The following is an 11,589-nucleotide window of genomic DNA, read 5'->3' as shown; positions in this document are numbered from 1 at the left end:
TCGGGATCGGTCGTGCGGGAGCCTAAGCAAAGTTGCGTTGGCACGCCAACGCAACGTGCGCTTAGGGTTTTCATCGATCGCAGGTTTTCGTCGCAAAACCGGCAGCCACTTTTGCGAACCCTGCTTCGCACCGGCGGCCCCCGCCGCAACGCTTTGACCGTCGCCGGTTGGCGGCTGCTCCGGTCAAAACGCCTTCAGCACCTGCTCGGTGTGCTCGACGGAGACGGGCCCGGCGAAGCAGTGCGAGACCAGGGCGCGGTAATCCTGCCAGGGCTGCGAGCCGGTGAAGTCCTTGGTGTGGGCTTCCAGCGTGTCCCAGTGGATCAGCAACCGGTAGCGCTGCGGGTGCTCGATCGAGCGCCGCACCTCGAAATGCCGGCAGCCCTTGGCCTCCTTGAAGATCGCCGAAGCCTTCGTGATGCCGGCCTCGAAATCGGCTTCCATCCCGGGCTTGATCTCGATCTGCGCGATCTCGAGGATCATGGGTGACGTCCCTCTCTCAGGTTCGAAGGGGGCGGCCGAGCTTGGCCGCCAGGATGCGCTGTGGGCTTAAACTGGGGTCGGCCTGGGCGGTGACCGGCAGATAGGCGGTCTGCTCCAGCATGTAGCGGCCGCCCATGGCCCCGTGCATCACGAGGTCCGAGAAGGTCACCCAGGTTTCGCCGGGGCGGAACGCGACATCGGCCTGGGGGGCCGAGGCCTGATAGGCTTCGTCCTGCTTGAGCGCGTCGTGCAGGTGCAGCATCAGGTGATCGTATTCGGAGCGCTTGGCCTTGGTGACGCGCAGCGTCGCGAGGAGACGCGCCGAAAGTGCCGAATAACCGGGGAGCCGGGGCAGGAATTTCTCCGCCATCGACCCGAAATCCTCGCCGACCCGCCACCGGCGCGGCTCGCCCGCCGGGTTGATGTTGCGGAACACCCGCAAGATCCGCTTCTCGCCGATCGGGTTCGACGGGAAGGCATCGACGTGCAGCCGCGTGTCGTCGCGCCGCCAGCTCAGCTTGCGCCGGTCCACGTCGAAGGGGCGATACGAGGTGCCGGCGAGACTCACCCGGTCGGCATAGTCGGGCAGGTAGGTGCCGATCAGGTCCCGGGCGAAGGCGCGGTAGCGGATCAGGAGCTGGCGCAGGGCCTCCTGCTCCTCCGGGGTGCCGGCCGCCCCACGCAGATGCGCCGCCTCGCCGCGGATGTTGACGTTCTTGGCCTTGCCGTCCGCGAAGGGGCGCTCGGTGAAGCGGCGCTCGAACTCCGTGAACGGGAACGGCAGGTCGGGAAACAGCAGGACCGCCCCGGCCTCCAGCTCCCGCGCCAGGGAGCCGGGGGATTCGCCTGAGGCGACTGTGCGGATCGGACTGATCATCGTGCCGGGCTGACCCTGCCGTCTCGGATGCCGGACCCCTGTAACCGAGCGCCCGCGGCGAGGCCAGAGCCTGCATTTCCGGTGGATGACCGCACGGCATCCGGGAGGCCGGCCCGGCGCGGCTTGCGCAACCCGGCCGTTCCCGCCACGTTCTCCTGAGCATGACCGGCCCAAGTGCCCGGCGGAGGATGGCGCCGATGGCGACCCTGAAGGAATTCGAGGAAGCCCTGCGCGAGCATGGCATGAACATGGCGCTGGCGCTGCTGGAGCGCCTGCGCGAGCGCGACCGCGCGACCCGCACGGTCAAGCCCGCCCGGCGGCTCACGGGCCAGAAGATGACCCCGGAACTCGCCCGGGCGATCCTGGACCTGCATGCCAGCACCGGCATGACCCAGCAGGAGATCGCCTTCAAGGTCGGGGTGAATCAGGGCCGGGTGAACGAGGTGATCAAGCGCGGCAAGTGGCTGTCCGACGATCCGAGCGCCCCCGAGGCCGTGGCCCGCGACAAGGCGGTCGCCCGGATGCGGGGGGACCCGAAGCCGAGGAAGCCGCCGGTCGCGCGGGCCACCGCCAGCCGGCCCAAGGAGCGCAAGGCTGCCCCCCCGAAGGCCCGCAACCAGGGGCAATTGGCGCTGGGGGATTTGTAGGGAGCGGACCGAGGGGTGTCTGGTACCTTTCAACAGCCCCCCTCCTTCGAGGTCTCCGCTGTGCTCCGGCACCTCAGGATAAGGGCGCTGACGGGATGGAGGTCGTGCGGACCTAGGCCCCTCACCCCGCCGGCGCGAAATGCCCCCGGTAGCGCGCGCCGATCGTCTCCACCGGCAGCGTCACGAACACGTCCGTCGTGCCGAACTGGCGGTCGATCACCGCGCCGTCGCCGAAGGTCGCGCCGAGGCGCAGGTAGCCCTTGATCAGGGGCGGGAGGCTCTGCAGGGCGGCCTTCGGATCCACCGCCTCCTTCGGCAGCCGGTCCATCGCCACCGCGCGCTCCGGCAGCGGGCGGACCCGCCAGCCCTCGGGCGCGCGGGCATGATGGTGCAGGAAGGCGAGCGGTAGGGCCAGCCGGTCCGGATCGGTGCCCTCCAGGCTGGCGCAGCCGATGAGCGCATCGATCCGGTGGTGCAGGACGTAGGCGTAGATCCCCTGCCACAGCAATTCGACGGTGCGCTTGCCCCGATAGGGCTTGAGCACGCAGGAGCGACCCAATTCCAGGATCCGCCGGTGCCCCTGGGCGGCGAGCAGCGGCACGAGGTCGTACTCGCTCTCGGAATAGAAGCCGGCATGGCGCTTGGCCACCTCGCTGCGCAGCAGCCGGTAGGTGCCGACCACCTTCGGCCGGGGCTTGGCGAAGGGCTTCTTCCGCTTCGGCGGGGTGTGGTCGAGGACGAGGAGGTGGTCGCAGAGCGCGTCGTAGCCGTCGGCATCCCGGCGCGACAGGGCCGCGAGCCCGGAGGGCACCGCCGACATCTCCTCGTAGAACACCTTGAAGCGCAGGCGCTGCGCCCGGCGGATCTCGGATCTCTTCGTCGCCAGACGCACTTCGAGGTTGCCGATGCGGCCGAGGCTGCGCCCCTCGAACGGCTCGGGCAGGCGGATCGCCTGCTCGGCCGAAAGTACGTCGGCGATGCCGGTCGGACCGCCCGCAGGGACCCGGAGATGCGCGTGACGCCGCCTCAGCTTCGCGATCGGCGCGCCGACGCCCCATTGCACGCCCTTGTGCCACCCGGCACCGAGTGCGCTGTAGGCTCCGCGGGCGAGATTGGCGACCATGATCCGGTTTGCTCCGGGTGCGCGTCGTGCGCCGCTCCTCTGGAAGCAGAGCACGGCGTGGATACGCCATTATGACAGCCGCCATACGAAAGCGCCCCGGCCGGGGACCGGGGCGCTCTTACAAAGCCGCGCGTTCGGGCGCGGTCAGGCGGCCTGCTGGACCGCGTCGGTGCGGACGTCACCCTCGATCACCGGAGCGCTGGCGCGTCCGGCCGTGGCGATCTGGATGCGGCGCGGCTTCTTCGCCTCCGGAACCTCGCGGACGAGGTCGATGTGGAGGAGGCCGTTCTCCAGGGCCGCACCCGTCACCTGGACGTGGTCGGCGAGCTGGAAGCGGCGCTCGAAGGTGCGGGCCGCGATGCCCTGGTGCAGGAATTCCGACTTGGTCTCGGACTTGCGCTCGCCCTTCAGCGTGAGCGCGTTCTCCCGCACCTCGATCGACAGGTCGGCCTCGGTGAAGCCGGCGACCGCGACGGTGATGCGGTAGGCGTTCTCGCCGGTCCGCTCGATATTGTAGGGCGGGTAGGTGGGCGCAGCCTCGGCGCTGGCGAACTGGTCGAGCGCGGAAAACAGCCGGTCGAAGCCGACGGTCGAACGGTAGAGGGGCGCAAGATCGAACTGACGCATGACATATCCTCGTGTGAGCAACATGCAATTCCGGTCCGCCCCGAGGGGCCGGACCCGTCTTTCGTGCCGCCGGATGGCCGGCACAGACGAGATATCGGAGGGGGAAAATCGGGGTTCAAGACCCCGGCGCGTAGGGAAAAGTGAGATTTTTTCGCTACGCTCCCGCGGTGCATGAGGAGGGGCGATGAAGCGGTTCGAGCGAAAGGCCGGGGGTGAGCCGCTGCTCACCCTGCGCGACACGCCCGACAATCCGGTCCCGCCTGGCGGCACCCTGATCGCCGTGGGTACGCGCGACGATTGCACTTTGCGGGCGGCCTATTGGCAATCCGGAACGCGCACCTGCCGGGGCACGGTCTGCCTGCTCCAGGGGCGGGCCGAGTTCATCGAGAAGTACTACGAGACGATCCGCGATCTGCGCGCCCGCGGCTTCGCGGTGGTCGCCTTCGACTGGCGCGGACAGGGCGAGTCGGACCGGCGGGTGGACGACCCCCACAAGGGCCACGTCGCCCGGTTCGACGATTACCGGCTCGACCTGCGGGCCGTCGCCGAAACCGTGCTGATGCCGCTCATGCCGGAGCCGCATGTCGGGCTCGCCCACTCGATGGGCGGATGCGTCGCTCTGCTCGGGGCGCTCGACGGCTGGCTGCCGTTCCGGCGCCTCGTGACGGTGGCGCCGATGCTGTCGATCCGGATGATCCGCTGGCCGGCCGGGGCATCCCTGCTGTCCCAGGGTCTGCACCGGCTCGGGCTCGGGGGCCGCTACATCCCGTTCGGCAAGCCGGTCTCGATCGCCACCAATCCCTATCCCGGCAACCGCCTGACGCGGGATCCCGTCCGTTACGCCCGCAACGCCGCGGCGGCCCGGCAGGTCGGCGCCGGCGCGGTCGGCGATCCGACGATCGCGTGGCTCGCCGAGTCGTTCCGGGCGATGGCGCGCCTGCGCGATCCGCGCGCCGCGCCGCGCATCACCCTGCCGACCCTGATCGTCGCCGCAGGCGCCGATCCGGTCTGCGGAACCCCCGACACCGAACGCTTCGCCGCGCGGCTCAAGGCCGGCCACATCCTGGTCCTGCCGGATTCGCGCCACGAGATCCTGTCCGAGCGCGATGCGATCCGGCAGGATTTCTGGGCGGCCTTCGAGGCGTTCGTGCCGGGCTCGCCCCTGCCCTCCCACGCGGAGGTCGCCACGCACGCCATCGCGGTGCCGGTGGCGTGACGGACGTCAGGGTTTCAAAAGGGCGAGCCCTTTTGCGGGTTCAGGGCAGAGCCCTGATGGGCTCGGGCGAAGCCCGATATCGGGGCCCCGCCCCGACACCCCGCCAAAGGGCTTTAGCCCTTTGGGATCCCGTGACGCTTCAGCCGCCGAGATCCGGGTCGATGTCGCGGGGGCGGACGAACCGGTCCAGACGTCCCTGCCCCGGGCCGATCTCGGCCCAGCTGTCCGTGTCGAAATCGATCACCACGTAGGCGGCGGTGGGGAATTCCAGCGCCAGGCGGTTGCGCACGGCGCGCGGCCCCTCCCCTCCGAGGTCCGAAGCCAGATCGCCCAACCCCGGATTGTGGCCGACGACGATCACCGTGGCGGCGCTGTCGGGCGCCGACTGGATCACCGTCAGAATTTGGTGCGCCGAGGCCTCGTAGATCTCGCGCTGCCAACGGATCTCGGGGTCGCCGAGCATGGCCGCCATCGCCTCCCAGGTCTCCCGGGTGCGCTGGGCCGTCGAGACCAGGGCAAGGTCCGGCCGCACACCCTCCTCGGCGAGACGAGTCCCCACGGCCGGCGCGGCCCGCCGGCCCCGGTCGTTGATCGGTCGGCCGTGATCGGCGACGCCCGCCGGGCGGTCCGACTTGGCGTGCCGCAACAGGATCAGCCTGCGCATGACGTCAGCCCCTGCAAGAATTTCGGACCGGCCTCGCGGTCTCGTGATGCCGGTTAGAGCGCTCTCCGCCGAAGTGGACACCGGTTCGGCGTAAGAGAGCGCGTCACAACAAAAGCTTGGCGCCGCGCACGATTGCAACGCGATGGGGCACGGCTCTAGCCGAAAGCGCGGTGCGCGTCAGCCGCCCCGCTGCTCGCGCCGCATCATGAAGGCGAGCTTCTCGAACAGGCTGACATCCTGCTCGTTCTTCAGGAGCGCCCCGTGCAGGGGCGGGATCAGCTTGCGGCCGTCCTGCTCGCGCAGGGTCTCGGGGGCGATGTCCTCGGACACGAGGAGCTTCAGCCAGTCGAGCAACTCGGAGGTCGAGGGCTTCTTCTTGAGGCCCGGCACCTCGCGCATCGCCAGGAAGGTCCGCAGGGCCTCCTCGACGAGGCGGTGCTTGATGCCCGGATAGTGCACGTCGACGATCCGCTGCAGCGTCTCGGCATCGGGGAACGTGATGTAGTGGAAGAAGCAGCGGCGCAGGAACGCGTCCGGCAATTCCTTCTCGTTGTTCGACGTGATGATCACGATCGGCCGCCGCACGGCTTTGACGGTCTCGCCGGTCTCGTAGACGTGGAATTCCATCCGATCGAGTTCGGTGAGCAGGTCATTGGGGAACTCGATATCGGCCTTGTCGATCTCGTCGATCAGCAGGACCGGGCGCTCGGGCGCCGTGAACGCCTCCCAGAGCTTGCCGCGCCGGATGTAGTTGGCGATGTCCGAGACCTTCGGGTCGCCGAGCTGGGAATCCCGCAGCCGCGAGACCGCGTCGTACTCGTAGAGCCCCTGCTGCGCCTTGGTGGTGGACTTGATGTTCCAGACGATCAGCGGCGCGTTCAGCCCCTTGGCGATCTCCTCGGCCAGCACGGTCTTGCCGGTGCCGGGCTCGCCCTTCACGAGGAGCGGCCGTTCGAGCACCACGGCGGCGTTGACCGCTGCCGTGAGGTCGGGGGTCGCGACGTAGGACTCGGTGCCGGAAAAGCGCATCGCGGTCTCGGAGAGAGGGGCCTGGGAGAACGGGTAACGCGGGGTGCGGGCGGGCCGCAAGCGGTTGACGGCGCGGCTTCGCTGACAGCGCCTGTCCCACCCACCCCCTCATCCTGAGGTGACCGCGTCAGCGGGCCTCGAAGGAGGGCTCCAGTCAGCCGCGCGATTCCTGGAGGGCTCCTTCGAGGCCTCCGCTACGCTACGGCACCTCAGGATGAGGCTGAGGATCGGATCCTCGAGCTTTTCCTTGGGCCTGCCTCAGCCCTTCTCGTGCCAGACGCAGTTCCGGGCCAGGATCTCCAGGTTCACGTCCGACTTCTGCGGCTGCGGCAGGGTCTTGCCGTCCATGGCGAGGTCGATCTTGATCTCGACCTGACCCTTCGCCTCGGCCGTGCGGCGGGAGAAGTAGCAATATTGCTGGTAGGGCTGATCGGCGTTGTCCTTGAAGTTCCAGCCGGTCACAATCTGCCCGTCGAGATAGGGCACCTGCTTGAACACCGTGAAGGTGGTGTTCACCGCAGCCTTCGAGGCCGGGGTGGCGTCACTGCCGAGCTGCGCCCGGGTGGGGGTCGGTGACCCGGTGGCGGCCTTGGGCAGACCTTCGAGCTTGAGCGTGTTGTCGGTGAGCGTGACCTCGCCCTTGGTCTTGAGCGTCACGTCCGAGAGCGCGGCCTGCATGGCGGAGGCGATCTTCTCCGCCGCCGTATCGAACTGGTTGAGCGTGGCCCAGCCATAGGCTGCCGCGCCGACGCCAATTCCGGCGAGGCACAGGAAGGCCCCGAAGCCCAAGGCCCGGAACAGGAAGGCCCGGGCCGCGACGTAGCTCGAATCCGCCCGCAGGCGGGAATTCACCTGCTGAGCGAGGGCGACGTTCTCAGGGGTTCCGCCGGCGACGTAGTTCATGCGCCCGCTCCCGCGGCTGGCAGGGTCTGGCCCGGAGCGTTCTGCCCGGGCAGGGCCTGCTGGCCCGGAACCGGCCGGTTCATCGGGATGACCGCCCCGGAGGCGTTGGCCGCCCGGGGCAGGATCGGCTCAGGGTTCGAGCGCAGCGCGTCGGCGATCGCGTCCAGCATGTAGGGGGCGGCCTCCGGGTTCACGGCGGCGCCGAGGTCGTCCTCATCCATGAAGGTCCGGCGGGTCGAGACCGCGCAGAGCGCCAGGATCGTCGACGCGAAGGCGGCGCAGATGGCCGGCACGAACACGAAGATCCGCAGGAAGGCGTGGACCTGACTCTCGGTCACGTCGATCGGATCGACGCCGTACACCATGGCGGTGAAGGAGTGGAGCTGCGAGCGGTTGACCGCGTTGCGGTAGCCCTGCTCGGCATCGGCAACGCGCCGGTCGGCGGCGCCAGGATCGAGCGCCGCGCGGGCCTTGCGGGCCTCCTCGAGGTTCTTGACCAGGGCAGCGCGGTCGGTCGAAGCCTTGCTGACTTGCGCCGACAGGGCCGCCACCCGCGGGTCGGCGAGGCATTTCAGGTTCTGGTACGACCGGCCCTTGCTGTTGGTGCCGAAGACCCGCTCGCAGCGCTGGGCCGGCAGGCCGGCGAGCTGCTGGGCGTTGTCGGCGGCGCGCTTCTCGATCTGGTCGAGTTCGACCGTGTACTGGGCGACGCGCTCGTCCGCCGCCTTGATCCGGTCGCCGATCGTGGCGCGGTCGGCCTGGGCGTCCTTGAGGGCCGTCTTGGCCTTGGCGGCCTCCATCAGCCGGGGATGGAACATCATCTCGCCGAGCTGCGACACCGACTTGGTGGTCACGCCGGCGGCGAAGATGATGCCGAGCACCGCCAGCCCGCGCACGAAATGCGAGCGCTGCGTGCGGGCCAGGATGCCCAGCGGCACCCGGCACAGCTCCACCGCGGCGTAGACCAGGGGGGCCAGCAGCATGAAATAGAAGGCGTGCCAGTCGCCGTCGCTGTAGACGCCCGCGAACAGCCACGCGCCCCAGAGCGAGGCGCCGATCACCATGAACTCGACGAGGTAGGCGATCGCCACGTAGCCCCATTTGACGCGGTAGCCCCGATCGACGTGACGCTGATGGCGCCAGCGGTCCGATTCGAGCCTCCACTCGCGCTCCTCGCGCTTGCGGTCGCGGTTGGGGGGCGCTTTGGGACCGGCAAAGATCGATTTGATGGAGATCATCGGCCTCAACACTTCCATCGGGTCCGGTCCCGGGCACAGCCAGCCGAGTTTAACCCCGGTTTAACTCCTGCGTGTATGCGCGCATTGTGCCGATTTTAGGCCGCCGCGCACGCCTGCACTGTACGATACCGGGCCCGCCGCCCGGGTGGCGGAAATGTCTCACCCGATTCATGTATCCGGCTTGTGTCGCAGCACACCTGAACCTGGCAGGAATTCGTTTGCTCCCCGTCGGCCTGGGACCCATGATCGCGAAGCCGTGATCGGCACCCCCGCCGCCGCCAGAGACGAGGTTCGATCCGACGCCGATGCCAGAGGTCCATCCGGGTTCCTACAAGGAAGCGATCCTGTTCCTCGTCACCGCGGGGATCGTGGTGCCGCTGTTCCACCGCCTGCGGATCTCGCCGGTGCTCGGCTTCATCGGCGCCGGCGCCCTGCTCGGACCCTACGGCCTCGGCCGTCTGGCGGAGGCCTATCCGTTCGTCCACCTCTTCACCATCGGCAACCGGGCCGAGATCTCCCATCTCGCCGAGTTCGGCGTGATCTTCCTGATGTTCATGATCGGGATCGAGCTGTCCTGGGAGCGTCTGCGGACCCTGCGGCGGCTGGTCTTCGGCCTCGGCTCGCTGCAGGTCGGCTGCTCCACGCTGATCCTGGCGATGATCCTCTACGGGCTCAACGTGCCGCTGGTCGGCGCCGCGATCGTGGGGATCGGGCTCGCGCTCTCCTCCACCGCGGTGGTGCTGCCGGTCCTGGCCGAGCAGAAGCGGCTCAACGCCCCCACCGGGCGCACGAGCTTCGCGGTGCTGTTGTTCCAGGATCTGGCGGTGGCGCCGGCCCTGTTCGCCATCGCGGTGCTCGGCCGCGACGATGGGGGCGACAAGGGCTGGGCGCTGGCCATGGCGCTGGGCCAGGCGGCGGTGGCGCTGGTGCTGATCGTGATCGCGGGCCGCCTCGCCCTGCGCCCGCTGTTCCAGCTCGTGGCGCGCACGCGCTCGACCGAGCTGTTCATGGCGGCCTGCCTCCTCGTCATCGTCGGCACGGCGCTGACCGCGGCGGCGAGCGGCCTGTCGATGACGCTCGGCGCCTTCGTGGCGGGCCTGCTGCTCGCCGAGACCGAGTACCGCCGGGCGATCGAGGCGACCATCGACCCGTTCAAGGGCCTGCTGCTCGGCGTGTTCTTCGTCTCGGTGGGGATGAACCTCGATCCGGCCCAGCTCATGGCGACCCCGGGCGCGATCCTGGGTCTCGCCCTGGCGCTGGTCGCCATCAAGGGGGCCGTGGTGGTGATGGCGGCGCCGGTGATGAAGATCCCCCGGCCGGTGGCGATCGAGACGGCCTTGCTGCTCGGGCCGGGCGGGGAATTCGCCTACGTGCTGATCGGCGGCGCCATGGCGACCGGGCTGGTGCCCGACGAGGTCGGGGCCGCCGCCCTGGTGGTGACCACCGTCACGATGATCATGATCCCGGCGCTCGCGGCGGTCGGCCGGCGGCTCAAGCAACGGGCGACCGCTCAGGCCCAGGCCGCCGCGGGGGCGCAGACACCGCTTCCCGAGAAGGTGGAGAACCGGGTGATCGTCGCGGGCTTCGGCCGCGTCGGCCGGCAGGTCGGCGAGATGCTGGAGAAGCACAAGATCCCGTATCTCGCCCTCGATTCGGACCCCGCCCGGGTCGCCGAGCAGCGCCGCACCGGGAAGCCGGTCTATTTCGGCGATTCCGGCAACACCGAGATCCTGCGCCACTGCGATATCGCCTCGGCGCGCGCCCTGGTGGTGACGCTCGACAGCCCCCGGGCGGTCGAGGCGGCGGTGACGGCGGCCCGCGCCGAGCGGCCGGACCTGACCATCGTGGCCCGGGCCCGCGACGCCCGCCACGCCACGGCGCTCTACGAACTCGGGGTCGACGACGCGGTGCCGGAGACGATCGAGGCCTCGCTGCAACTGTCGGAGGCGGTGCTGGTCGATGTCGGCGTGCCGATGGGGCTCGTCATCGCGTCGATCCACGAGCGGCGGGACGAATACCGCGCCCTGCTCAAGAAGCGCGAGAACGAGGCCAAGCCGATCTTCCGGGCCCGCCGCACCGTGGGCAAGACCCTGGGCAAGCCGCCGGTCAAGCGGGAGCCGGAGCCCCAGGCGGCGGCCGGCCAGGAGGCGTGAGCCGGCTTTTTCGAAAGTCGGAAGCCACCGCCTGGGCTGATGCTCTCAGCCCAGGCCCAGCCGGCTGCCGGACCCAGAGGAATGACCGCGCGCTGGATTTGGTCGATCGACGGACGGCTTCAACTGCGCCCTTGCGCCGATCCGGTGCGTTCTGACCCAGACATGGCGTAGTCGCCTGTGGCACGGATGGGCAGCTGGGGAGACGTACCCCTGCGACCGTGTCGACCCGCAGGCAGCACGATATCGTATCGGTTTGAACATATGTAAACAATAATTTTTTTGATATACGTTGGTTTTATTTGTTTTTAGATGTATTTATTAGGCGAAATATTAGAATAACGTTGAAATGTCGAACTGATAATGATGTATTCGCGGGACGATGGGGTCTCACCGGAGTCTTGATTGCGGATGCGAGTTGTTAAATATTTTTTACCACTGTAACGTGTCTCCGGCGGGCCAGTCTGTATCGGTCGGCGAGCCTCATGAGGGCCGGAACACGTATCCTGACGGTGATGGCTGCGCATCGAATGCGACCGACCGCGACGAAAGACCAGCCGTCGCGCTGCTGGCTCGATCCGATCGGGCCGGGCCGCATCGGGCGGGGCCGCCATGTATGAAGGGGATGGCCG

At 68.8% G+C, this 11,589-nt stretch carries 11 protein-coding genes; 3 read left to right on the top strand and 8 right to left on the bottom strand.

Annotated elements, in window-relative coordinates:
- Positions 1-183: 183 nt before the first annotated feature.
- Both MKK84_RS01690 and MKK84_RS01685 read right to left on the bottom strand, forming a co-directional pair.
- Positions 184-483 (bottom strand): antibiotic biosynthesis monooxygenase family protein, encoded by a 300-nt coding sequence (locus tag MKK84_RS01690; protein ID WP_243916305.1) that lies wholly within the window; start codon positions 481-483, stop codon positions 184-186.
- A gap of 16 nt (positions 484-499) precedes the next feature.
- Positions 500-1,360 carry a Kdo hydroxylase family protein gene (locus tag MKK84_RS01685; protein WP_243916304.1) on the bottom strand — a complete coding sequence of 287 codons (861 nt, stop codon included), beginning with the start codon at positions 1,358-1,360 and terminating at the stop codon, positions 500-502.
- Positions 1,361-1,557: 197 nt separating this feature from the next.
- Here MKK84_RS01685 and MKK84_RS01680 point away from each other — a divergent pair, with 197 nt between their 5' ends.
- Entirely contained in the window at positions 1,558-2,007 is a 450-nt protein-coding gene (locus tag MKK84_RS01680) for an RNA polymerase subunit sigma-70 (protein ID WP_243916303.1), read from the top strand.
- A gap of 121 nt (positions 2,008-2,128) precedes the next feature.
- Here the strand turns inward: MKK84_RS01680 and MKK84_RS01675 are convergent, their stop codons facing one another.
- A complete protein-coding gene (locus MKK84_RS01675) occupies positions 2,129-3,130 on the bottom strand; it encodes a GNAT family N-acetyltransferase (protein WP_243916302.1) in 1,002 nt (333 codons plus the stop codon).
- Positions 3,131-3,274: 144 nt separating this feature from the next.
- Positions 3,275-3,757 carry an Hsp20 family protein gene (locus MKK84_RS01670; RefSeq protein WP_243916301.1) on the bottom strand — a complete coding sequence of 161 codons (483 nt, stop codon included), beginning with the start codon at positions 3,755-3,757 and terminating at the stop codon, positions 3,275-3,277.
- A 184-nt stretch (positions 3,758-3,941) separates the two neighbouring features.
- Here MKK84_RS01670 and MKK84_RS01665 point away from each other — a divergent pair, with 184 nt between their 5' ends.
- Positions 3,942-4,973: an alpha/beta fold hydrolase gene (locus tag MKK84_RS01665; protein ID WP_243916300.1), complete on the top strand. Its 1,032-nt coding sequence runs from the start codon at positions 3,942-3,944 to the stop codon at positions 4,971-4,973.
- Positions 4,974-5,112: 139 nt separating this feature from the next.
- Here MKK84_RS01665 and MKK84_RS01660 read toward each other — a convergent pair whose 3' ends face one another.
- The 4 genes from MKK84_RS01660 to MKK84_RS01645 form a co-directional block, all read right to left on the bottom strand.
- Positions 5,113-5,637, bottom strand: coding sequence for a SixA phosphatase family protein (locus MKK84_RS01660; protein WP_243916299.1), 525 nt, complete (start codon positions 5,635-5,637; stop codon positions 5,113-5,115).
- Between the two features lie 177 nt (positions 5,638-5,814).
- Positions 5,815-6,666 carry an AAA family ATPase gene (locus tag MKK84_RS01655; RefSeq protein WP_243916298.1) on the bottom strand — a complete coding sequence of 284 codons (852 nt, stop codon included), beginning with the start codon at positions 6,664-6,666 and terminating at the stop codon, positions 5,815-5,817.
- A 258-nt stretch (positions 6,667-6,924) separates the two neighbouring features.
- Entirely contained in the window at positions 6,925-7,569 is a 645-nt protein-coding gene (locus tag MKK84_RS01650) for a hypothetical protein (protein ID WP_243916297.1), read from the bottom strand.
- Positions 7,566-8,825: an ATPase gene (locus MKK84_RS01645; RefSeq protein ID WP_243916296.1), complete on the bottom strand. Its 1,260-nt coding sequence runs from the start codon at positions 8,823-8,825 to the stop codon at positions 7,566-7,568. Before MKK84_RS01645 ends, MKK84_RS01650 begins: the two co-directional genes overlap by 4 nt.
- A 287-nt stretch (positions 8,826-9,112) precedes the next feature.
- On the opposite strand from MKK84_RS01645, the gene MKK84_RS01640 reads away from it, so the two are divergent.
- On the top strand, positions 9,113-10,960 hold the full coding sequence (locus tag MKK84_RS01640; RefSeq protein WP_243916295.1) for a cation:proton antiporter: 1,848 nt from the start codon (positions 9,113-9,115) through the stop codon (positions 10,958-10,960).
- The last annotated feature ends 629 nt before the right edge of the window (positions 10,961-11,589 follow it).

The organism is Methylobacterium sp. E-065 (genome assembly GCF_022829605.1).
Lineage (GTDB): Bacteria > Pseudomonadota > Alphaproteobacteria > Rhizobiales > Beijerinckiaceae > Methylobacterium.
The sequence above is the reverse complement of the archived record's forward strand: the minus strand, read 5'-3'. Positions and strand labels throughout refer to the sequence as shown.